Raw genomic sequence first — 23,628 nt, 5'->3', positions numbered from 1 at the left:
CATGTCTCTCTGAGAAGATCACCGAGAAGCTCGACGGTGCGTTCCGGGGTCGCACTGTCGACGCAGAGGCGTTCCATCGCCTGCAGGTACGTGTCGACGTCGTCTCGCTTGTCCAGGTACATCGCGCCGGTGAGGTTCTCTACGTAAACCACGTCCGGCAGGTCCTGCTCGGGAAAGCGCAGGATCGTGAACGCGCCCCCCTCGGCGGCGTGGCCTCCGAACCTGAACGGCATGATCTGGATGGTGACGTTCGACAGCTTGGACATCTCGATGAGGTGCTCGAACTGGCCCCTCATGACCTCCGGACCGCCGATGGGGCGCTTGAGCGCCCCCTCGTCCACCACCGCCCACAGGCGCGGTGCGTCCGCGCCCGTCAGGCGTTCCTGCCGTTGCATCCGCAGTTCCACGCGTTGGTCGATTTCGTGTTCGGCGGCCCCGGCGTTGCCCAAGCGGATCACCGCCCGCGCATACCCCTCCGACTGCAGCAGTCCCGGAATGAACTGCAGTTCATATGTGCGGATCAGCGCCGCCGACTCCTCCAGGCCGACATAGGTCTGGAACCAGCCGGGCAGTACATCGTTGTACCGGTGCCACCAACCGGGGGTGTTTGCCTCCCGCGCAAGCTGCAGCAGCGCTTCGCGTTCTGTCTTGTCGCTTACGCCGTAGAGCGAGAGCAGGTCGTCCACGTCTCGTTCTTTGAAGCTGACCCGGCCGAGCTCGAGGCGGCTGATCTTCGACTCCGACGCGCGGATGACGTAGCCGGCGTCCTGACGGGTCACGCCCTTCTGCTCGCGCAGACGGCGAAGCTGCGACCCGAGCAGGATCCGACGCACCGTCGACCCGCTTCCCGGCGTCTCTGGAGTCACGCCCAACCTCCCGGCTATTCGGCGGACAGCGAACCTAGTGTGCCACTGGCCTCAGTGTCCTGCGGTTACCTCCGTTCAGGTCGCGTGCATTCGCGTCGCCCCACACCCTCACAACGCGGATGCACGTGCATTGGGCCTTGCATTCGCACGCTACGATGCGCAGGATAACGCACGAGACTTCCGAGCCACGGCTGCACAACGAGATCACTCTGCGGGGTCCGGTTGGAATGACGTCACGCCACGCGCACGACGACACGCGCTGGGAGCTCGGCCCCGTCATGGGGCCGGCCGACCCGCACGACCTTGCCGGCTGCTCCATGCCCGTACCCGAGTCGTCCGACCTTCCCCCGCGCCTGGACTCCGCCGTCACGGCGCTGACCGAGCTCCGCGGCTCCACGGTCTCGTTCACGGTCGAGCCCGATCCGGAATCGGTCACCGAGGCCCGCCACTTCGCGGTTTCCCGGCTCGCCGAATGGGGCGTGCCGGAACTCGCCGACGACGTGGGCCTGGTCGTCTCGGAGCTCGTCACCAACGCACTGCGGCACAGCGGGGGGACGTCCCGCGGCCGGCCGGGCGACGGCGTACACCGCGCGGGCGTGTACGGCGACCCGGCCGACCCGCTGGGCTCGGCGCCGTCCGCCATCCGGCTCCGGATCGGCCACCGGGCACCGTGGCTGCTCTGCGGGATCATGGACGCGAGCCCCGCCGCGCCGCGCCGCAAGGAGCCCGACTACATAGCCGAGACGGGGCGCGGCCTGCACCTGGTGGAGTCGTTCAGCGTCCGCTGGGGGTGGCGCGCCATCCCGCAGGGGAAGGTGGTGTGGGCCCTCTTCCGGACTCCCTGACGGCATCGCCGCGGGGAACGCTCCCGTTCCGTCAGGCGGGCGTAACGACGCGCCACAGGGGTAACAAACGAGTTCCCACTAGTCTCACCGAGACAGACGCCCCCCAGGGCGCCGCGGCGGTTCGGCCGAGCGGCAGAGAGGAGCACCGGTGGACTTCGCCGTGGAGCATCGCGAGGAGAAGGGCCTCACGGTCGTCAAGATCAGCGGTGAGATCGACGTCTTCACCAGCCCCCGGCTGCGGGAGGCCCTGCTCGACATCATCGACAACGGCGGCGCGCATCTGGTCATCGACCTGGGCGAGGTCACGTTCCTCGACTCCACGGGCCTCGGGGTCCTGGTCGGCATCTACCACCGGCTCCGCGCCCGCGACGGCACGATGTCGTTCATGGGCGTCAACGACCGGGTGCGCCGCGTCTTCCACGTCACCCAGCTGACCAAGATCTTCGTCCTCCACAACTCCCTGGAGGACGCCATCGCCGCCCACGAGTCCCCCGCCGGCTGACCCCTCGCGCCCTTCGCTCCCCCTGCTCCCTCCTGCTCCCGGACCTCCCGTCCTTCCGCCTCCACGCGAGTTGTCCACAGTTCGCGGAGGCGCGCGTCCGGCCGCCGGTACCCGGTACGGTGAGACCGAGATCAAGCCCGCCGCCCGGGCACGTCCCGCCGACGCGCGCGGTGCTGTCCGCCAGCCGACCCATCGAACGGACGGGAGCGCTCCGTGGCAGAACAGCCGCTGCATGAGCACACGCTCGGCAATGGCCTGCGCGTGGTGGTCTGCGAGGACCATGTAGTACCACTGGCCGCCGTGAACATCTGGTACGGGGTGGGTTCGCGGCACGAGCGGGCCGGCCGCACCGGGCTCGCCCACCTCTTCGAGCACCTGATGTTCCAGGGCTCCGCGAACGTCGCCGAAGGCGAGCACGCCGCGCTGCTGGAGAGCGCCGGCGCCGCGTTCAACGCCAGCACGTCGTTCGAGCGCACGAACTACTACGAGACCGTGCCCGTCAGCCACTTGGAGCTCGCGCTCTGGCTGGAGGCCGACCGGATGGGCACCCTCCCCGCGGCGCTCACCCAGGCCAACCTCGACAACCAGCGCGACGTGGTGAAGAACGAGCGCCGCCAGCGCTACGACAACCAGCCCTACGGGACGGCGTTCGAGCGGCTGTGCGCCCTCACCTTCCCCGAAGGCCACCCCTACGCGCACACCCCGATCGGCTCCATGGACGACCTGGACGCCACCACCCTCGAAGACTGCGCGGACTTCTTCGCCACCTGGTACGCCCCCGGCAACGCGGTCCTGTCCGTCGTCGGCGACGTCGACCCGGAGGCGACGCTGGCGGCGGTCGAGCGCTACTTCGGCGGGCTGCCGGCCGGCCCCGAGAAGCCGGCCGCGCGGCCCGGCGGGCTCGGGCCGCTGTCCGGCGTCCGCGGGGAGACCCTCGACGAGGAGGTCCCCTCCCCCGCCTACTTCGCGATGTTCACGCTCCCCACCGACGGCGGCGACGAGATCGAGGCCGCCGAGCTCGCGGTCGAGATCCTCGGCGGCGGCTCCGGCTCCCGGCTGTACGACCGGATGGTGCGCCGCGACGAGATCGCCACCGAGGTGTGGGCCGGGGTGACGCGGCTGGCGTCCGGCCCGTCCCTGGCGATCGTGGACGCGATCGGGCCGGACCCGGACAAGATCGCCGCCGTGCTGGACGAGGAGCTCCAGCGGTTCGCCGAGCACGGCCCCGACGCCGACGAGGCCGCCCGCGCCACGGCCCAGGCCGAGCGGGGCTTCCTCGAGCAGACCGAGACGGTCACGGCCCTGGCCAACGCGCTGTCCCAGAACGCGACGCAGTTCGACGACCCGGCCCGGACCTTCACCGCCGCCGGCCGCGCCGCCGCGGTCACCGGGGACGCGATCAAGGAGATGGCGGGCCGCTGGCTGGCACCGGGCGGCCGCACCGCCCTGACCTACGGAGGCACCTCGTGAGCAGCGGCCTGTCCCTGCAGCCCCGCCCCGTCCCCGGGCCCGTCCCGGCCTGGGCGTTCCCGGCCGGCGTCGAGGGCCGCGTCCCGGCCGGCCCGGCGACGCTGCGCTGCGACCTGCCCGGCCGGCGCCTCGCCGCGGTGCGGCTCGTCCTGCACGCGGGCGCCGGCCGCGAGCCGGTCCTCGCCGACGGCCGCCGCCTCGACGGCGTCGCGACGCTGGCGGCGCACGCGCTGACGGAGGGCACCGAGCCGGGCGGCGGCACCGCGCTGACCGCCGCCTTCGAGCGGCTCGGTGCCAGCTTCTTCGCGCACGCCGACCTGACCGCGCTGCGCATCGCGCTGGACGTCCCGACGACGCGGCTCGGCGCGGCCATGGAGCTGTTCTCCGAGGTCGTGCGCCGCCCGGCCCTGGACGACGGCGACGTACGCCGCCTCGTCCGCGAGCGGCTGGAGGAGATCGCGCAGGAGGACGCCGACCCGGGGTCGCGCGCCATGCGCGAGTTGCGCGCGGTGATGTTCCCGGCGGAGGCCCGCGCGTCCCGCCCGACCGGCGGCGGCCGCGCCTCCGTCGAGGCGCTCCAGGGGGCCGACGTCCGCTCCTTCTACGGCTCCGTGGTGCCCGCCGAGGCCACCGCGGTCGTCGCCGGTGATCTTTCCGGGGTGGACGCCGACGGAGCGCTCACGGCCGCACTGGAGGGCTGGGCCGCGACCGGCGGCCCGCTCCCCACCCCGGACCGGGTCATGCCGGAGTCGGCCGCCCGGATCGTCGTCGTCGACCGCCCGGGCTCGGTGCAGACGTACCTCAGCTTCGGGCACGGCGTCCCGGACCGCTCGCACCACGACTGGCCGTCCCTGACCGTCGCGGCGCACGTGCTCGGCGGCGGGCTCACGTCCCGGCTGAACGCGAAGCTCCGCGAGGAGAAGGGCTACACCTACGGCATGCGCGCGGGCCTGCTGCGGATGCGGCACTGCGGCCTGTTCATCGCGCAGGGCGCCGTCCACACCGAGGTCACCGCCGACGCCGTCTCCGACGCGCTGACCGAACTGCGCGGCATCGTGTCCGAGGGCATCGGCGCCGACGAGCACGGCTCGTCGGTCCGCGCCCTGGCCGACCGCGCCCCCGCCGAGTACGAGACGGCCCGCGCCGTCGCCGCCGAGCTGGCCGACGTCTCCGCCAACGGCCTGGGCACCGACTACCCGAGCGCCTACCTGGCCGCCGTACGCGCCTCGACCCCGGACGGCGTCGCCCGCACGTACCGCAAGCACGTCGACCCCGAGGCCCTCACCGTGATCGCCGTAGGCGACGCCGAGCAGATCCGTGACCCCCTGGAAAAACTCGGCTACGCCACGGTGACCGTAACCGCCAAGGAGTAACCCACCCACGCCCCGGCAGGCCGCGCCGACGCCCAGCGCGCTCGAACACCACGACCTCGACACCGTCGAGGCCCCGCCAAGCGCGCTGGGCGCGGCAGCGGCCACCTGCCGCGGGCGACTTAGCCGCCACCCGCCCGCCACGACCCGCTCATATCGGCCGTATCCAAGAGCGCGGCCTGCCCGGCCGCGGCCAAGAGCGCGGATTGTTCGTCCTTGGGCGGTCGGCAGGTGCGGTTTTCGTTACCCGGCGGATGAAAAGGGCCGCTGTTCCACTTCGCCGGGTGAACCGATGGCATGGTGGAGTGGGTCTAACCCGTGTTGGCGAACTCGCGCGGGACGACCCATGCGGGCTGGCACCGCGGGGAGACTCCCCCGCGGTCGAAAGAGGGGAACGGCCGTTGTCCTACGGGCAGATGGCGGGCGGCGGACCGTCCGTCGACACGATCCTGTCGGAGCCGAACTGCAAGCCCGGCGGGGTCGTGGCCGGCAAGGTCCATCTGCGCGGCGGCACACGGCCCGTGGACGTCCGGCACGTGACGCTGGCGCTCATGCCGCGCATGCAGAACGGCTACGGCGGTGAGTCGGCCGGCCCGGAGGTGTACCGGGGCGCCCTGACCCGCGGTTTCCGGCTGGACACCGGCCAGCAGCGCGACCTCTCGTTCTCCATTCCGCTGCCGTACGAGCTGCCGTTCACCACGGTGCTCGGCCACGAGCTCCCCGGGTTCACCATCGGGATGTGCACGGAGGTCGACCTGGCCGGGCAGCCCGACCCAGGCGACATCGACCCGATCTCCGTGGAGCCGCTGGAGTCCCAGCAGTGGGTGCTCGCGGCGATCGCGCAGCTCGGCTTCCAGATCTCGAACGTCACGTTCGAGTCGTCCAAGCTGCGGGGCGTCTCCCAGCAGCTGCCGTTCCACCAGGAGATGCACCTCAACCCGCCCGCGTCCTACCAGGGACGGATCGAGAAGATCGGGCTGAGCTTCGTCGCGAGCCCGCGCACGATGGCGTTCGTGCTGCGCGCCGAAGACCGCGAGCGCCCCTCGGACGAGTCGTTCGGCGTCTTCCAGGTCCCGCACGCCGAGGCCGCCGAGGCGGACTGGAAGGCCAAGATCAGCCGGTGGCTGCAGGAGGCCGCCGCCCTGCCGCGCCCGTCCCGCTCCGGCGCCGGCCACGGCGGCCCGGCCACAGCGCCTCCGGCCCAGGCACCGCTCCCGCCGCCCGGTGGCGCCTCGCCCTTCCCGCCCCCGCCGCCACCCCCGCCGGGAGGGTCGCTGGCCCAGCCCGCCGCCGCGTCCTACGGCGGTCCCGGCGACTACGGCCGTCCGGGCAACGCGCAGTTCCCGCCGCCCGCACCCGGCCCCGGCCAGACACCGGCCCCCATGCACAGCCCGGGACACACGCACCCGCCGCCCGGCTATCCGGCGCCCGGCGGCGCCCCCGGCCGGCCGACCTTCCCGCCGCCGCCCCCGGGTGCCCCGCCCGCGCACTCCCCCATGCCGGGCCACGGCGGACCGCCGCCCCCACCCGGCTCCATGCCGCCGCCCGCACCTGGAGGCCCGGCCCCGTACCCGGCCCCACCGGCGCACACCGGCCCGCCGCCGCCCGCCCCGTCGGGCCCGGCGCCCTATCCGCCGCCGCCCCACGGCCACCCGGCCGCACCGCCGCCCGTGCACATCCACCACGGCTCACCCGGCTACCACGGCCACCGCCGCCACGGCGGCGGGGCCGCGGCGGCCGGCCTGGTCGGCGGCGCCGCGGCCGCCGGCGTCGCGGGCGGCATGGCCCTCGGCGCGGCGGGCGGAGCGGCCGGGTACGCGCAGCACGTCGCCGGTTACGTGGCCGGCGCCCCCGTGGACGCCTTCGGCAACGTGATCGCCGGCTACGCGGGCCAGGCCGCCGGCAACATCGCGGGCAACATCGCCGCCGACGCCGCGAGCGGCATCGCAGGCGACGTCGCCGGAGAGATCGCCGGCGGCGCCGCCGAAATCCTCGGCGGCCTCCTAGGCGGCCTCTTCGGCTGACCCACCCCCGACCAGCTCGGCACCATCGCAAACACACCCCGCAGCGACCCGAACCCACGACCGGGGCGGACTGCTTCGTCCCGGCCAGGGGCACCCGGGTGGCGTGCGGCGCGGTGCGGTCCGCCTCGACCGCCCAGGCCGCGGCCGAGCGACACGACAGGTGCGCGGGCATCTCGACAAGCATGCCGTCGCCGCCGAGACCGCGTCCGGCAAGGAGCAGTTCGACGTCGCGCGCTCATGCGGGCGCGGTCGGCATCAGACAGGCCCATGTCCCCGCCCCAGCACCGCATCGCGGGACGGGAGTGCTTGCGGAGGTGTTGGGCGGGTTGCGGTGTCGCGGACGTCCAGTCACGGACACGGGGGCGGTGGCTTCGGGCTTGGGCGGGGCGCGTTTGAGGTGGGGTGCGGGGCGCGGGGCGGGGCTCGGGGAAATGGCGGGCCTTTTGGACTAGATCGGCCGCGTCCTCCGCCTACACGGCCGCGGATGGTTATCGTCGGAGGCGCAGCCCGCCTCCCGAGGAGTCACATGACCACCGTGGTCCTTGTCCTGCTCTGCCTCGCGATCGCCGGACGCGAGCTCTACCTGGCGTCCGACAAGCGGCTCCCACGCGCGCAGGCCGAACTGCGCGACCTGCGCGGCCAGCTGTCCGAACTCGCGCGGCGGCACGAGGCGCTCAAGACGGTGGTGGACGAGGCGACCGAGCCCGCGGGCATCCCGATTCCGCCGCCGCAGCCGGAGGGCCCGCCGACCGAGGTCCTCGACGGGCTGGAATCCCTGAGCGGGCGGGTGGAGCGGCTGGAGAAGCAGTTCGGTGAACTCTCCGACGAGGTGGCCGCCCTCGACCTCGACCGGGACGCCCAGCGGGCCCTGGCCCGGTCGCTGGACGCGGTGGAGCAGGACGTCCTGGAGCTTCGCCGGGAGATGCTCGACCGCCTCGACCGCGAGGAGGGCGTCGTCGCGGGCGTCCTGCTCAGCGAGGAGGGCGAAGCCGAGGCGCTGCTCGCCGACGCGTACGAACGCGCCGCCGCGGAGTACGGCCTGCGACCCCGCGTCCGTGCGGCGTACACGGCGGCGGCCGCGGGCGCCTACCGGGGGACGGTGTACCACCTGTCGGGGCGGCGCCCCGAGGTGCTCGCCGAGGACCTCTTCACGTTCGTCCGCGGCCTGTACGACCCGCGGGACCCGTCCGCCCTCAACGCGCTGCTCACCGAGCTGGCGGCGCTGCGCGGCGGCGGTGTCGCGCAGTTCGGCCCGTTCACGGCGGTCAGCACGCAGACCGCGCTCGTCTGCGGCGTCCTCCCGGAGGAGGGCACCCCGCCGGCCGAGCCGTGGCAGCTCGTGGACCGGATCCGCGAGCTGCCGCCCGACCGGCAGAGCGACCTCTCCTGGCTGCGCACCGCCGACTGACTAGGGGCGGACGAAGCGCGGCGCGCCCTCCGCCCGGTCCACGCGGAAGGCGAGCAGGCACCGCGGGACGCGCTCCGCGTCGAGCTGCAGGCAGAGCCCCAGCCCGAGGTCCGGGTCGACGAACACCACGCGCCGCAACGCCCACAGCGCCCTGCGGACCTGCTGCCGCGTCTCCGGACGCGCCGCCTCGTGCAGCGTGCCCGTGACGACCCGGCCCGCGCAACGCCACAGCGCCGCCGAATCCAGGACCCGCACACCCGCGGACGTCAGATTCGCGACGATCACGACACCGCTGTCGTCGTCCTCCGCCGACGGGACCGGCAGCACGCCCTCCGCCCGCAGGTCACGCGGCGCCCGCGGCCCGCCCACCGCCCGGTGGTAGCGCAGCGGGTCAAGGGTGTCGACGACGAACGCCCCCGCATAGGGACGCGACGCGCGGGGACGCCCGGGCTCCCGCATCGGCTCCCGCGCGGCCCGGACACCGAGGTGCGCGCTGAGGTCGAACACCATCCCGGCGTCGTCCAGCCACGCCGGGACACCGAGCTTCGCCATGGTCCTGCGGTCGAGGGCGTCCATCGTCCGCCGCAGCTCGTCGCCGCGCTGCGAGAGCGCCGTCGCCATCCCCTGCCCGGGGAAGGCTCCGTCCAGCACGGCGAGCGTGGCCCGCCACGTCGCACTCTCCACGAACTCGGCCACGAACGCGTCCGCGAGCGCCTTGCGCCGCCCGGGATCGGCCATCGGCCCCGGCCCCGCCTTCGGCGCCGCACCCTCCGGCTCCGCCCGCGGAGGCGGCTCGGCCGACAACCCCTTCCCGGGCAGGAACGGCTCATCGTCCTCCCACCCCGAAGACGCCTGCCGACCACCCGGTGTACCGGACGTCCAAGGCGAAGACTGCTCGGCCTGCGAGGACGACCGCTCCGGCCGTGAAGCCTCAGAGGACGAACTGGAGCCCCAGGACGACGGCCCTTCCCCAACCTCGCGACCCGATTGCGGAGTGTCGCTTCCAAAAGACTCCGCCTGGCCTGGCAGCGGCGGTCCGCCCGCAGAGCCAGTGCCGCCCGTCGAGGAAGCGCCCGACGCCCCACTCGACGGCGACTCACCCGCCCCGCGGACCGCCCACGAAGCGGTCTCAGCCGACGCCGGCGACGCGTCCTGCTGCGGTGCGATTCCCGGCTCCCGCGGCGTCCAGTCCGAGGACTCCTCACTCGCGCCTTGGATCGGTCGATCTGACGACGTCGGCGTCGGCGGACCGCTTGCTGGCCCAGGGCTGCCGAAGGAAGTGGGGCTCGGCGGGTGGGGGCGGCCGCTGGGCGGTGTCTCGCCCGGCTGGCGGGCCGGACGCGGTGAGCCGCCGGACGGGTTCGGTGACGTGCCCGGTTGGGGTGCGGTGCCTGGCTCGCGGGGTGTCCAGTCTGATGACGTCCCGCCTGCGTTGGAGGACGGTAGGTCCGTTCTGGTCGGGGGCGGCGGGCCGCTTGATGGGCCAGGGGTGCCGAAGGGGGTGGCGTTCAGCGGGTGGGGACGGCCCCTGGGCGGTGTCTCGCTCGGCTCGCGGGCCGGACGCGGTGAGCCGCCGGATGCGTTCGGTGACGTGCCCGGTTGGGGTGCGGTGCCTGGTTCGCGGGGGTTCCAGTCCGGTGGCGTGTCGCGCGTGTTGCCGGCCGGTGGGGCAGTGCTGGTTTCGGCTGGCTTCGGCTGCTGCGGAGGTGCTGCCGTGGGTTCGGGGCCCCGGGTGTGGGGGGTCCAGGGTGGCTGCTCCTGTTGGCCGCTCGGTGGTGGTTCGGCCGGCCATGTTGCCTGCGGTGGCGAGCCTGGTTGCGGGCTCGGCCTGGGGGGCTGCCAGTTCTGGGGCCGTGCGGGCGTGTTCGCGGGGTGGTCGCGGGGGGTGGTCGGGCTTGTCGGGGTGTCGGTTGGGGGGCGGGGGTGGCCGGTCTGGGTGGGTTCGGGGTGGGGTGGCCTGGGGCGGCGGCGTTCGGGTCGGCGGGGTGGTGGTGGGGTGGGCGCGGTGGGCTGGTCGGTGGGGCGCGTTTCTGGGGTGGCGTGCGGCGTCCAAGGTGCGTTGGTGTGCGGGGGTTCGGGGTGGGTGGGGAGCGAGTCGGGAGGCTGGGCCGCCTCGGGAGCGGTGCCTTTGCCCGCCACGTGGACGTCTGTCGGGTATGGGCCGGGACGCGGCTTCGGAGCGTCTTCGGGCTCCGGGGGGCCGGGGTTCTCGGGCTCGGGGCTGGGACGGTCACGCGGGCCGAATCTCACCTGTCGATCCTGCGCTCAGTTCAAGATCATCGGCAAGTTCATCGGCGGCTTTCCGGCGTGCCGAAGAGGGCGGCGCACAGGGAGTCGAGGCGGTCCGGGCCCTCGTCGGCGGGGAGGACGGTGAGGACGGGCGGTTCCGCCGTGTCGGGGCGGAGGCGGACCGGCACCTCGCGGCGCAGCGGGTCGTCGGTGCCCTGAGCGGCGGCTATGTCGCGCAGGCCCACCGAGACGACCTCGGGGACGTCCACGACGAGGGGTTGCTCTCCGGCGGGGAGTTCGTCCAGCCAGAGGTCGAGAACGCGGCGGGCGAGGCCGTTGAGGAGGCGGCCCCACGGTTCGACCAGGTCGGGTGGGACGTTCTCGGTCTGCAGTTCGGGGAGTCCGAAACGGGCTAGCCCTTTGGTGATGAAGAAGAAGCCATGGGTGCCGGAGGTGTGCGGGAGCAGCATCCAGTCGGTGAGGCGGAAGGTGCCGTCCGGGCCCGGAAGGGAGCGTTCCAGGTGCTCGGGGGCGAGCACTTGCGGGGTGAAGACGTCGATCACCGGGGCGGTCAGGGCGGCGCCGACGGCACCGGCGACCGCGCGGGCGGACCACTCGTGCGCGGGCGGGCGGCCGGGGCGGTACGCGGCGCGGACGGCGAGCAGGTGGGGGGCGTCCTCGATGGCCGCCAGGTCGGCCGGGGCGGCCCCGTAGGCGGCGAGGAGGTCGGCGGGCAGCGGGGGGAAGTCGCCCGCGGGGCGCTGGTCGAGGGTGAGCATGGGGCTGTCGAGCATGCCGAGGGCGAGGTCGCGGAGGGGCGGCCGGGTGCGGCGCGTCACCTCGGCGCGGGCGAGTTCCGCCGGGTCCGGGATGGGTGCCGCGAGCGCCACGGCGTAGGTGCTGTACAGCGTCTCCGGTACCGGCAGCGTCAGATTCCGCCCCAACTGTTCCCCCGTGGCCTCGATGGGTGTCGTCACATCGATCACAGCGGACGGGGCGTTGGAAAATATCTGTCGCCGACGCGACATTTACCTCACAGAACCGCGACGCGGGCCCACGACCACGGACATCAGCGCGGCGGGCGCCGTCCGGGCAGCAGGTGCTCGAACCAGACGACCTTCCCGGGTTCGGCGCGGTGGGTGCCCCAGCGCGCGGCGAGGTGGCTGACGAGCTGGAGCCCGCGCCCCGACTCGTCGGTGGCCTCGGCGTGCCGGAGCCGGGGGAGGTCGGCGCCGTCGTCGTAGACCTCGCAGAGCAGGGTCCCGCCCTTGATCAGGCGGAGGCCGATGGTCCCGGCGCCGTGCACGAGGGCGTTGGTGACCAGCTCGCTGACCAGCAGCTCGACGGTGTCGGTGAGCGTTCCGAGGTCCCAGTCGGCGAGCCGCGCGGCGACCTGGGCACGCACCCAGGGGACGGTGCTCGGCCGCGGATCCAGCCGTTCCCAGGCGGCGACGTCGTCCTTGGGGATGCCGTCGAACCCGACCGCCACGATCGCGATGTCGTCGGCGGGGGTGGGCGCGGCGAGGGTGTCGAGGAGGGAGTCGCAGGTGCCGTCGAGGTCGGGCGGGGCGCCGGCGAGGCGGCTGCGCATGAGCTCCAGCCCCTGGTCGAGGTCGCGGTCGCGGCGTTCCAGGAGCCCGTCCGTGCACAGGACGAGCTGCGACCCGTCCTCCACCGCCACCTCGACGGTCTCGAACGCCTCGCCGCCGACCCCGATGGGCACGCCGGACGGGACGCCGAGGATGCGGCTGTCACCGTACGCCGACACCAGGACGGGCGGGATGTGCCCGGCGTTGGCGAGCGTGCACCTCCGCTCGACCGGGTCGTACACCGCGTACAGGCAGGTGGCGAGGTAGTCCTCGCCGAGCCGGCGGGCGAGGCCGTCGAGCTGGCGCAGCAGCCGCGCGGGCCGCATGTCCTCGGCGGCGAGAGTGCGGACGGCGGTGCGCATCTGCCCCATGATCGCGGCCGAGGTGAGCCCGTGGCCCATGACGTCGCCGACGACGATGCCGAGCCGGCAGCCGGGCAGCGGGATGGCGTCGAACCAGTCGCCGCCGACGTTGATCGCCTGCTCCGCGGGCCGGTAGCGGTAGCGGACGCGGGCGCCCGCGACGTCCGGGGGGTCGTCGGGGAGCATCGAGTGCTGCAGTTCCTCGGCGACCTGGACCTCGCGCCGGTAGAGCCGGCCGTTGTCGATGCACAGCGCGGCGCGGCGGGCCAGCTCGTCGACCATGGCGAGGTCGAGGTCGCCGAACCCGGGCCGATCGGCCTTGCGGAGCAGCTTGAACGTGCCGAGCACCCGGCCCCGCGCGATCAGCGGGACGATCATCAGCGCCCGCCCGGCGAACAGCGGCCGCAGGTCGCGGCCGCCGAACGAGGCGGCGATCTCGGCGGCCTGCGCGGGACCGACGTGCGGGATGTGGACGGGCCGCCCGGTCCGCATGGCCTGGACGAACGGCGCCCCGGACGCCAGGAGCAGCGACTCCCCCTCGGGGACGAGGTCGTCCCAGCGCCCGTGCTCGTCGTTGTGGACGACCGCGACCCGGCGCATCTGCGTGGCCTCGTCGACCTCGGCGGCGGGCGGGGCCGAGTCGGCGACGACGCGTTCGAGCAGTTCGACGGCGGCGAAGTCGGCGAGCCGCGGGACCAGCACCTCCGCCAGCTTCCGCGCGGCCTGCAGGTGGTCGAGCGTGCCGCCGATCTGCTGCCCGGCCTCGCTGAGGTAGGCGAGCGGTTCCCGCATGGCCGTGCTCTCCCAGCCGTCCGACCGGGCGGGGCCGGGTGTGCGGGGCGCGGCCGGCCGCGTCGCGCGGGCCGGGCGCCTCCGCCCCGTGCGCGCGGCCGTGGCCACCTGCCGGGAGCGGGCCCGAGGGCCCTGCCGGCCGGGAGCCGCCGGCCGGGGCGGGGCGGGGGCGGCCGGCCCCTCCGCGTGCGGGATGATCGGCAGCCGGACGGTCAGCCCGAGGGAGACCGCCGGGCAGCCGAGCCGCAGCACCTGCAGCGCGATCCTCTCCGCGGCGCCCGGGTCCAGGGCGGGCAGCAGGTCGGCGAGCCGCGCGGTGAACGGCGCGGCGAACGGGGCGGTGCCGGGCCCGGCGGGCGTCGCGAGCGCCGGCTCGACCCGCAGCAGCCGCGTTCCGGGGGCGCGCCGGGCGCCGGCGTCGGGGCCCGCCACGGGCAGGTCGCCGACGACGATGCCGGGGCCCTCCTCGCGGAGCCGGCGCAGGTCGGCGGCGAGCGCCAGGACCCGCGTGTCGTGGCCGCCCGGGTCGGTGTCGATGGGGTAGACCCACCAGCCGACCTCGGTGAGCACGCCGTTGTCCACGCGCGGAAGGGTGCAGGAACCGCACCAGACGTGCCCGAAGACCCCCGGCTCGAAGGCGCCGCGGTGCTCGCGCGGGAGCCGCAGCAGCGAGGCCGGCGGCCGGCCCACGGCCTGGAGCCGCCCGACGCCGAACAACCCGGCCGCGGTGTCGTCCCAGTGGCTGATGCGTCCGCGCCCGTTGAGGGTGATGGCCGTCATCCACGCCATCCCCAGCAGCTCGTCGATGACCATGCGGTCCCCCTCCAGGGAGCACAGGACGCTCCGACATCCTCGGCGACTCCCGGTCAACGGGACGCTACCTGCCGTAACAAGATCGTGACGCCGGTCCGCGGAAACTGGTCGGAGACGGCACCGAAGGCCGGATTATTGCCCGTCTTCCGGAACGCCCTTTATCAAAGGGAACACCGCCGTAGCCACCCCGAAAGCCGGAACATCGGAAAGTGACCGAATGCGGCATAAAGCACTAATGCCCCATTGACACCCAGGTTCCCCAGGCAGACGATCACGCAACCCCCATTTGTGATCCCTTCCAGGGAGGCGCAATGTCGCGCGCACTGTTCCGGCATCGAAGACTCACCCCGACCCTCGCCGCCGCCGCGCTCCTGATCGGAACGCTGGCGGCGACTCCCGCCAACGCCAGTCCAGACCCCTCGCCCTCCGGCGCGGCCGTCGCGGTCTACACCGCCGAGCTCGGCCCGGCGCAGGTCGAGCTGCTGAACCGCTCCGGCCTGGACCACGAGGCGATCCGCATCGCCAAGGGCGAGAAGGCGGGCAGCATCCGCGTCGAGGCCGTGATGAGCGCGCCGCAGGCCGCCGCGCTCAACCGGCAGGGCCTCGGCCTCACCGCGAAGAACACCGCCCGTCTTCGCACGAAGGCCGCGGCCGACGGCGTCTTCCGCCCCTACAGCGGCCCCGGGAACCTCCACGAGGAGCTTCTGAAGGTCGCCGCCGACCATCCGTCCATCGCCACGGCCGTGGACATCGGCAAGAGCCGCGAGGGCAAGCCGATCACCGCCGTCAAGGTGACCAAGGACGCCGGCAAGAAGGGGCGCCACAAGAAGCCCGTCGTCGTCTACCAGGGCGCCCAGCACGCCCGCGAATGGATCACGCCGGAGATGGTGCGCCGGCTGCTGCACCACTACGTCGGCAACTACGGCGGCGACGCCGAGATCACGAAGATCGTCGACACGACCGAGCTGTGGTTCGTCCCGGTCGTCAACGTCGACGGCTACGACCTGACGTTCCAGGACGGGTTCCGCCTCTGGCGCAAGAACACCCGCGACAACGACGGCGACGGCCAGATCACCGGCGGGGACGGCGTCGACCTCAACCGCAACTTCCCCTACAAGTGGGGCTACGACAACGAGGGCTCCTCCGACGGGCCCGCCGACGAGACGTACCGCGGCCCGGCCCCCGCCTCCGAACCCGAGACCAAGGCGCAGATGGACCTCTACAAGAAGGTCCGGCCCGCGTTCCTGATCAACTACCACTCGGCGGCGGAGCTGCTGCTGCACGGCGTCGGCTGGCAGACCCTGACCCGCAGCCCGGACGACGTGATCCACGACGCGCTGCTCGGCGACATCGACAACCCCGCCGTCCCCGGCTACGTGCCCCAGCTGGGCGCGCAGCTCTACACGACCAACGGCGACACCGACGGCCAGGCCGACAACGTCTACGGCGCGCTGTCGATCACGCCGGAGATGGCGACCTGCGCGTCGGCCGCGGCGTCCGACCCGGACGACGAGTGGGAGCCCGGCGACTGCGGCAGCGGCTTCGAGTTCCCCGACGACGAGACGCTCATCCAGCGGGAGTTCGCGAAGAACCTGCCGTTCGCGCTGTCGGTCGGCAAGTCGGCGCACACGCCGGACGAGCCCGTGTCCTCCCTCGGGCACAAGGCCGCCGACTTTGAGACGGACGCGTTCAGCACGTCCTACGGCGGCTCGCAGGAGGTCGCCTCGGTGATCCGCAGGTCACTGAAGCTGAAGACGATGCACTACCGGATCAACGGCGGCCGCACGCACCACGACCTCGTGCGCGAGTGGCGCGGCGGTGAGCGCTACGGCGACGAGAACGACCACTACTACGGCGAGTTCCGCGGCAAGGTCAGATCGCAGCGGCCCGGCGACAAGGTCGAGGTGTGGTTCTCCGGCTGGAAGGGCTGGAAGCGGGTGGAGAGCGAGCGCTTCACCTACACCGTGCGCGACCAGAAGAAGGCCGACGTCCTGGTCATCGCGGACGAGGACTACACCGGCGTCAACCCGACCTACCCGGCCGGGACGAACGAGCCGCGGTACGCCGACCAGTACGCCGAGCTGGTGAAGTCCGCCAAGCGCCGGCCGCTGGTCTGGGACATCGACAAGGACGGCGTCCCGCACGACCTCGGCGTCCTGAAGCACTTCAAGGCCGTCGTCTGGTACCTCGGCGACAACCGCCTCACCCAGGACGAGGCCGACGAACCGGTGCGGTCCGTCGTCGGCGACTTCCCCGACTCGCAGGTGGCCGACCGCGCGAAGGACCTTGTCCTGAGCGTCAGGTCGTACCTCAACGAGGGCGGGAAGCTCCTGCACACCGGTGAGACGACCGGATACACCGGCCCGCTCGGCCAGGCGAACGGCGGCGGCATCTACTACGGCCTGAAGGGCCACCCGGAGCGCCCGTGCGTGCTCACCACGAGCTTCCGGGACGACTGCGAACTGCTGTCGGACGACTTCTTCCAGTACTACCTGGGCGCGTACGACAGGCAGCTCGTCGGATCGCCGACCGCATTCGTCGGCACGGACCGGCCCTTCGAGGGCGTGACGTCCGACCTCACCGGCACGGCCACCAACCCGCTGAACGAGACGGGCGGCTTCCAGGTCACCTCCACCGCCCTGCCCAAGGCCGACTTCCCGCAGTTCTCCAGCTGGAAGGTCGGCGACTACACCGGCGCCGCCGCGGCCACCGAGCCCATCGAGGGCGAGTGGTACGTCGCCGGCCCCCACCAGAACAGCGCGTACCGGCGGCTGACCCGGACGATCGACCTGACCGGCGTCACCGCCGCGCAGGCCCCGACGCTCCAGGCCCAGGTCTCCTACAGCACCGAGACGGGCTACGACAACGTCATCATCGAGGCCCACACCGCCGGCGCCGACGACTGGACCACCCTGCCCGAGAAGAACGGGCGCACGTCCACGAACGTCCCGGCGGAGTGCGAGGCGGGCTACTACCTCGCCATGCACCCGTTCCTCAACCACTACCTCACGGGAGGAAACCCCTGCGGCAACACCGGGACCACCGGCGCCTGGAACGCCCTCACCGGCAGCTCCAACGGCTGGGTTCCCGTCGCGTTCGACCTGTCCGCCTACGCGGGCAAGCAGGTGGAGGTGTCCTTCGCCTATGTGAGCGACCCCTTCACCGGTGGAACCGGACTGTTCATCGACGACACCAGGCTCACCACCACCGGCGGTGAGCTCGACGCGGAGGGCTTCGAGACCGGCCTCGGCCCCTGGTCCATCCAGGGCGCCCCTGAGGGAAGCCCCGGCAACGGTTCCGAGTTCGTCCGGTCCGAGGCGCTGATCGACGCGGTGTCGTCGGTCGCGACCAAGGACACCGTCCTGTTCGGCTTCGGGCTCGAACAGGCCGATCCCGCCGACAGCCGGGCCCTGATGGCCAAGGCCCTGAGACACCTGCTCGGCTGACCGTCCCGATCCCCGGGAGCCCCCGTCGCGCCGGGCTCCCGGGGATCCCCGTCCTCGCGGGCCGCCCCTGCCCCTCGTCCGGGCAGGGGCGGCCCTATACCGCTTGATCACGTCCGCCGAGGACGACACGCCACCGCATGTGACGGACGACACCCGTCCGCACGCAACCATTTGGACCCTTCCAGGCGTCTTACAAGGCAGGAAGACCACCGATGGGTGGGAAGCGCCTGATCGAGCATCGGCCCGCGACGTCCCGGAAGCACGGGGTCGCCCTGGCCCAGCCGACCCGCGCAGGATCCTCGGCCCGTGCGCCATGGGCGGCCGAGACCTCCGAACCCGTCGGGAACGGTGGCACGTACCACTAACACGGGGGGCGGTTCGTCCGCCCGGTCCGCGCGTGCCCCCGGAACACGCGTCAGCAACCGGCCCGTTTCCGCCTGGGCCACTACCTACGGGGAGCGACGATGACCGCTGTCACCACGCCCGTCCGCCCTAACGCGGGGGACACCGCGGCGGCCGAGAACACCGAGCGCTACGAGCGCGACGTCCTGCCGCTCGCCGACCCGCTGTACGCCAGCGCCGTGCGCATGACCCGCAACACCGCCGACGCCGAGGACCTCGTCCAGGAGACCCTGGCCAAGGCCTACGTGAACTTCCACCAGTTCCAGGAAGGCACGAACCTCAAGGCGTGGCTGCACCGCATCCTCACCAACAACTTCATCAACACCTACCGCAAGAAGCAGCGCGAGCCCCAGCGCGCCGGCTCCGAGGAGCTGGAGGAGTGGCAGATCGCGCGGGCGGAGGCGCACGCGTCCGGTTTCCGGTCCGCCGAGGCCGAGGCGCTGGACCGCATCCCCGACTCGCGGGTCGTCGCCGCCCTGCGGGCGCTGCCGGAGGACTTCCGGGACGCCGTCTACCTCGCCGACGTCGAGGGCTACGCCTACCGGGAGATCGCCGAGATTATGGGGACCCCCATCGGCACGGTCATGTCCCGCCTGCACCGCGGCCGCAAGCAGCTCCGCGAGGCGCTGGCCGACCACCCCGTCTCGCGGCGCAAGACGGACGACGACCGCGCCGAGCACATCCTCGCCGCCTGAGACCCGGCGGTCCGCCCCCGGCCGGCGGGCGCACCGGCCCCCGGGCCCGTCTCCACCCGGAGACCATGATCCCGCAGTTGCCCCGTGACTGCGGGATCGCCCATTTCCGGGTACGTTCGGTCATCGCAGCGCTACGCTGAGCGAGTATCGGTGTCCTGCCGCCCTCGATCCCCGGAGTATCGATGCCGAACCTCGCCACCAGCGTCATCGTGGGCGCGGTGATCGCCCTCATGCCGGCCTCCTCGCCGGAGTCGGCGACGTCCCTCCGGCTCACCCTCGACCACCCGGAGCGGGGCACCTCGCGGAGCGTCACGCTGCGTTGCGACCCGCCGGGCGGCAGCCACCCGGAGGCGGCGCGGGCGTGCTCGGAGCTGAGCGGATCCGGCGGCGGGTTCGCCCACGGGCCGGACGGCCGGATGTGCACGGCGGTCCACTCCCCCGTCGTCGCCCGGGCCGACGGCCGGTGGCGCGGCAAGGCCGTCCGGTTCCGGGTCGAGTACGGCAACGACTGCGTCATGCGCTCGCGCACCGGGTCCGTTTTCGCGTTCTGATGCCAGCCCAGGGGCCGTCGGGCAAAACGGTCCGCATAGGCGCGCCGACCGCGGGTAAGGCGCGCACACGTGTTTACGCGAGCCGCCGTCGTTATTCGGAAGGATGTGCGCGCGATGCCACCAAGGGTCAGCGACGTGATGACGGCGGCTCCGGAGACGCTGCCGCTGGACGCGACGCTGTACGAAGCCGCCCGCATCATGCGGGACCGAGGGATCGGGGACGTACTGGTCACCTACGCGGGACGCCTCTGCGGCGTCGTCACCGACCGTGACATCGTGGTCCGCGCCGTCGCCGAGAGCCGCGACACCTCGCTCACCCCGCTCGGCGACGTCTGCACCGCGGAGCTCACCACCGTCCACCCCGACGACGACACCGGGACCGCGGCCCGGCTGATGTGCGAGCGGGCGGTGCGGCGCCTCCCCGTCGTGGACGCCCAGCACCGTCCGGTCGGGATCGTCTGCATCGGCGACCTGGCCCTGGCCAACGGCGACGCCGGCCCCCTCCCGGAGATCAGCAAGGCCCCTCCGAACAACTGAACCCCCGGGCCGCGCCGCCCCTCGGCCACCGGCCCCCGGCCGACAGGCGCCGGAACCCTCCGGAGCACCCCTCTCTGACCACCCGCCCCCGACACCCGAACCGCCCCGCGGCCAAGCCCGCCGACGCGCCGCGACCCGCGCGCGGCGCCCGCCTGCGGCCGCCCCACCACCGGAAACGCCATGAACCGGGGATACCACGGACGGGGAGCGGGCCAGACGCCGCCGACCCCGGAACTCGGAACGCAGGATAATCTCGGAGGGGTGACACCCACCGAGACCGTCCTGACGGACCAGCTCGCGCTGGAGATCGCCCGGCTGGGCATGGTCGGCGAGTCCTCCGACATCGGCACCCTGCACCGGGTGACCGACCTCGCCTCGCGCGCCGTGCCCGGATGCGCGGGCGCGTCCAGCGTGCGGTGGGCGCTCCCCGCCGAGCCCGCGAACGACCCGGGCGCCGCGCTCGGCCTCCCCGAGGCCGACGCCGAGGACGTGCCGCGCGTCCCCCGGCAGAACCAGGGCCCCGGCGCGCCGCCGTCCGGCATCGCGGTGCCCGAGGAGTTCCGGCCCGAACCGCTGGCCGCCGCCGCCAGCCATCCCGACCTCGCCGAGATCGTCGAGCGGCAGCTGGCCCGCGGCCGCGGGCCGCTCTTCGACGCGGTGCTGGACCGCCGGGCGCAGACGTCCGACGACATCCTCGCCGAGACCCGCTGGCCCGAGGCGACGGCCGACATGTTGCGCCGGGGGGTGCGCTGCTTCAGCACGACACCGCACCTGAACCCGCCGGTCCTGGTCACGCTCACCCTGTTCGGGGTGACGCCCAAGTCGCTCGGCTCCGCGCAGGGCGGGATCGCGTCCCTGCTCATGGCGCAGGGCAGCGCCGCCGTCACCAACACCCGGCAGTACGACGTCGTGCACCGGACCGCGATCCAGCTGCAGGAGGCGGTCGAGGCCCGCGCCATCGTCGACCAGGCGAAGGGGATCCTCATGCACGCCCTGGGCTGCGACGCCGACACGGCCTTCGCGGAGATGCGGCGCATCTCACAGACACGCCACGTGAAGCTCACCGCACTGGCCCAGCGTATCGTCGGTCATCAGGGGCTTCCCTAGGTCATGGATCTAGGCGCATGGGGGTGAGGCGCATAGGCTGCGCACAGCCGGGTCCGGCCCGACCCGGCGGCGCGGCGCCGAGACCGCGGTCCGGCCGGCCTCCGGCCCGGCCCTGCCTGCCTCCATCGTGCGGCGCCGACGAGAGGGAGACCAGATGCACGATCAGCCCGACCAGCTCGAACCCGAGACCGTGACACGGGAGATCTCGGAGCTCGAGGGGCGCATCGGCGAGCTGCGCCAGGCCGCCGGCGTGCCGCAGCCCGACCTGCGCGCCACCCTGGACGCGGCCCTGGTCGAGCTGGAGCTGGCGCTGACCGTGCTGCGGACCGTGGGCACCGAGCACCCCGGCGAGCAGGGCGGGTCGGCCGCGGCCGAGAACGAGCGGCGGGTGCTGCGCACCGTCTTCCAGGACGCCCCGGTGCCGCTGTTCCTCCTCGACCGGAACACGACCGTCCGGCGCGTCAACCGGCAGGCCGCCGCGCTGCTCGGCACGTCCGCCGGGTACGTGTCGGGCAAGCAGTTCACGGCCTTCTGCGACATGGCGACCCGCGCTGCGGTGCGGTCGCAGATCGCCGCGGTCGTCCGGACGGGACGGCGCCACCCCGTCAAGGTCCGGTTCCTCGGCCGCGACCACCCCGTCGACGCGACGGTGACGCTGGCCCGCGTGTGGATCCGCGGCGAACCCGACCCGATGGTCGTGGCCGCCGCCGGGCCGGCGAACGCGCCGGCCGGCGACCCGGATCCGTCCCCGGCGAAGCCCAGGCGGACGGCGTCCGGCCGCGCCCCCGCCGCGTCCGCCCCTGCCGCGTCCGCCCCCGCCGCGTCCGCCCCTGCCTCGTCCGCCGCGACGCGGACCGCATCGGCCCGGGGCGCGTCGGCGCGGGCGGTGTCCGACGGCACCGCGTCCGCCCGGACGGCCGCCACCGGCACCGCGCCCACGCCGGACGCGCCCGCCCGCGAGGAGCCCGCGCACGCGCGGAGCACCCACGCCGCCCAGCCGGACGACGAGGCCGTCGCCACGATCGTCCACCGGATGGACGTCCTCGCCACCGCCAGCGAGCTGCTGCTCGACGAACCCGTCTTCAACGAGACCGTGGCCATCCGGCGGTGCGCCCGGCTGCTGGCCGCCGAACTGGCCGACTGGGCGTTCATCGACCTGACCGGCGGGAACGGCGGCCCCGGGTCGCCCCCGCTGGGCGGCGCGCACGCCGTGGGCACACCGCCCCAGCTGCGCCGCCAGGTGGTCATGGGCCCGGAGGACGAGCGCTCCGTCGAGGCCGCGCGGATGCTGGAGGAGGTCGAACCCGTCCAGGGCTCCCTCCCCCACACCGTCTTCGTCACCCGGCAGAGCGCGCTGCGGCCGCACCTGGAGAACCTCGACGTGCTCGGCGTGTGCCCGGACGGCCAGCCCGTCTGCGGCAAGATCGGCGTGACCTCGGTGCTGAGCGTCCCGATCGAGGACGGCGACCGCGCCATCGGCACGATCACCCTGGCGGCGAGCGGCGAGTACGGCCCGTTCGACCTCATGGACCTCGGGGTCGTCCAGCGCCTCGGCCGCTACCTGGCCCTGGTGATCCGGGCGGCGCGGCTCTACCGGCGGCGCGCCGAGGTCGCCGAGACGCTCCAGGCGGGCCTGCTGCCGAAGGCGCTGCCCGCCATCCCCGGCGTCAGCGTGGCCGCGAAGTACCTGACGGCGACGCACGGCTCGGAGGTCGGCGGCGACTTCTACGACGTGTTCCGCACCGAGAGCGGCTGGGGGCTGATCCTCGGCGACGTGTGCGGCAAGGGCGAGGACGCGGCGGCGGTGACCGCGGCGGCCCGGCACTGCGCGCGGCTTGCGGCCCGGTGGAAGGCCGCCCCGGGGGACGTCCTCGGCATCGTCAACGAGGCGCTGATGGACGAGGACCGGTTCGTCACCGCCGTGATGGCCGGGCTGACGGTGGAGACCGAGCGGGTCGTCGTGTCGCTGGGCACCGCGGGGCATCCGCCCGCGATCGTCGTGCGCGCGGACGGGGTGATCAGGTCGGCGGCCCGCGGCGGGGTCCCGCTCGGCCTGTTCGAGGACTTCGAGGCCGGGCAGGACACGATCGAGCTCGGCGTCGGCGACACCCTGATCCTGCACTCCGACGGCGTGCTGGAGGCGTGCAACATGACGCGGCAGGAGTTCGGCCAGGAACGCCTGCTGGAGATCCTCGCCGGGCACGCGGGCGAGACGCCGGCGGGGATGCTCGACGCGGTGGAGGACGCGCTGCTCGAGTTCTGCGACAGCGACCTGCGCGACGACGTCTCGATGCTCGCGCTGCGTGTGGAGCAGGCGTCGCTGGACTAGGCACGATGCCGGTGCTGACCGGGCCAGTACTGATCGAGTTGGTGGACTGACGAACGTTTTGCTGGGGTAAATGGCTTTCATGACCACGGACCCGGCCGACAAGCCCCGCAACGAGACCGAGCACGAGCGCCTCGACCGGCAGTTCGTCGAGCTGCTCCAGGGCTTCCGCGTCGCCGTCACCGGCGTGCAGGTGCTGTTCGCGTTCCTGCTGATCGTGCCGTTCTCCACCCATTACGAGAAGGTCGACGGGGTGGGGACCGCGCTGTTCTACATCGCGCTGTTCGGGGCGGC

The 23,628-nt window shown here is 73.5% G+C and carries 17 protein-coding genes; 13 read left to right on the top strand and 4 right to left on the bottom strand.

Annotated elements, in window-relative coordinates:
- A partial coding sequence (locus IEZ03_RS10960; protein ID WP_506269201.1) for a Sco1979 family transcriptional regulator occupies nt 1-821 on the bottom strand: 821 nt, incomplete at its 3' end.
- A gap of 272 nt (nt 822-1,093) precedes the next feature.
- Here IEZ03_RS10960 and IEZ03_RS10955 point away from each other — a divergent pair.
- The 6 genes from IEZ03_RS10955 (at nt 1,094) to IEZ03_RS10930 (ending at nt 8,485) form a co-directional block, all read left to right on the top strand.
- Nucleotides 1,094-1,711, top strand: coding sequence for an ATP-binding protein (locus IEZ03_RS10955; RefSeq protein WP_229808207.1), 618 nt, complete (start codon nt 1,094-1,096; stop codon nt 1,709-1,711).
- A 148-nt stretch (nt 1,712-1,859) separates the two neighbouring features.
- Entirely contained in the window at nt 1,860-2,213 is a 354-nt protein-coding gene (locus IEZ03_RS10950; RefSeq protein WP_184888588.1) for an STAS domain-containing protein, read from the top strand.
- Between the two features lie 213 nt (nt 2,214-2,426).
- Nucleotides 2,427-3,683: a M16 family metallopeptidase gene (locus tag IEZ03_RS10945; RefSeq protein ID WP_184888590.1), complete on the top strand. Its 1,257-nt coding sequence runs from the start codon at nt 2,427-2,429 to the stop codon at nt 3,681-3,683.
- The gene (locus IEZ03_RS10940; protein WP_184888592.1) at nt 3,680-5,056 is read left to right on the top strand and encodes a M16 family metallopeptidase; all 1,377 of its coding nucleotides are present in this window, start codon (nt 3,680-3,682) and stop codon (nt 5,054-5,056) included. The genes IEZ03_RS10945 and IEZ03_RS10940 overlap by 4 nt, the downstream gene beginning before the upstream one ends.
- A 398-nt stretch (nt 5,057-5,454) precedes the next feature.
- Nucleotides 5,455-7,077, top strand: a complete 1,623-nt coding sequence (locus tag IEZ03_RS10935; protein WP_184888594.1) for a sporulation protein — start codon at nt 5,455-5,457, stop codon at nt 7,075-7,077.
- 526 nt (nt 7,078-7,603) lie between these two features.
- Entirely contained in the window at nt 7,604-8,485 is an 882-nt protein-coding gene (locus tag IEZ03_RS10930) for a hypothetical protein (RefSeq protein ID WP_184888596.1), read from the top strand.
- Here the strand turns inward: IEZ03_RS10930 and IEZ03_RS10925 are convergent, their stop codons facing one another.
- From IEZ03_RS10925 to IEZ03_RS10915, 3 genes are all read right to left on the bottom strand, one after another.
- The gene (locus IEZ03_RS10925; RefSeq protein WP_184888598.1) at nt 8,486-9,223 is read right to left on the bottom strand and encodes a hypothetical protein; all 738 of its coding nucleotides are present in this window, start codon (nt 9,221-9,223) and stop codon (nt 8,486-8,488) included.
- Between the two features lie 1,550 nt (nt 9,224-10,773).
- Nucleotides 10,774-11,691 carry a hypothetical protein gene (locus tag IEZ03_RS10920; protein ID WP_229808206.1) on the bottom strand — a complete coding sequence of 306 codons (918 nt, stop codon included), beginning with the start codon at nt 11,689-11,691 and terminating at the stop codon, nt 10,774-10,776.
- Between the two features lie 92 nt (nt 11,692-11,783).
- Nucleotides 11,784-14,270, bottom strand: a complete 2,487-nt coding sequence (locus IEZ03_RS10915) for a SpoIIE family protein phosphatase (RefSeq protein ID WP_184888600.1) — start codon at nt 14,268-14,270, stop codon at nt 11,784-11,786.
- A 311-nt stretch (nt 14,271-14,581) separates the two neighbouring features.
- Between IEZ03_RS10915 and IEZ03_RS10910 the strand changes: the two genes are divergently transcribed.
- The 7 genes from IEZ03_RS10910 to IEZ03_RS10875 form a co-directional block, all read left to right on the top strand.
- The gene (locus tag IEZ03_RS10910; RefSeq protein ID WP_184888603.1) at nt 14,582-17,716 is read left to right on the top strand and encodes a M14 family metallopeptidase; all 3,135 of its coding nucleotides are present in this window, start codon (nt 14,582-14,584) and stop codon (nt 17,714-17,716) included.
- A gap of 464 nt (nt 17,717-18,180) precedes the next feature.
- Nucleotides 18,181-18,813 (top strand): sigma-70 family RNA polymerase sigma factor, encoded by a 633-nt coding sequence (locus tag IEZ03_RS10905; RefSeq protein ID WP_184888605.1) that lies wholly within the window; start codon nt 18,181-18,183, stop codon nt 18,811-18,813.
- Nucleotides 18,814-18,995: 182 nt separating this feature from the next.
- On the top strand, nt 18,996-19,364 hold the full coding sequence (locus IEZ03_RS10900) for an SSI family serine proteinase inhibitor (RefSeq protein WP_184888607.1): 369 nt from the start codon (nt 18,996-18,998) through the stop codon (nt 19,362-19,364).
- A gap of 114 nt (nt 19,365-19,478) precedes the next feature.
- Entirely contained in the window at nt 19,479-19,901 is a 423-nt protein-coding gene (locus tag IEZ03_RS10895; protein ID WP_184888609.1) for a CBS domain-containing protein, read from the top strand.
- Between the two features lie 261 nt (nt 19,902-20,162).
- Entirely contained in the window at nt 20,163-21,008 is an 846-nt protein-coding gene (locus tag IEZ03_RS10890) for an ANTAR domain-containing protein (protein WP_229808205.1), read from the top strand.
- A 154-nt stretch (nt 21,009-21,162) separates the two neighbouring features.
- Nucleotides 21,163-23,337, top strand: coding sequence for a SpoIIE family protein phosphatase (locus IEZ03_RS10880; protein ID WP_229808204.1), 2,175 nt, complete (start codon nt 21,163-21,165; stop codon nt 23,335-23,337).
- 79 nt (nt 23,338-23,416) lie between these two features.
- Nucleotides 23,417-23,628, top strand: a 212-nt coding sequence (locus tag IEZ03_RS10875; RefSeq protein ID WP_229808251.1) for a DUF6328 family protein, incomplete at its 3' end; no start/stop codon positions are given.

This window comes from Actinomadura livida, from assembly GCF_014648675.1.
Lineage (GTDB): Bacteria > Actinomycetota > Actinomycetes > Streptosporangiales > Streptosporangiaceae > Spirillospora > Spirillospora livida.
Note: the sequence above shows the minus strand (reverse complement) of the source record. Positions and strands in the feature narration are given on the sequence as shown.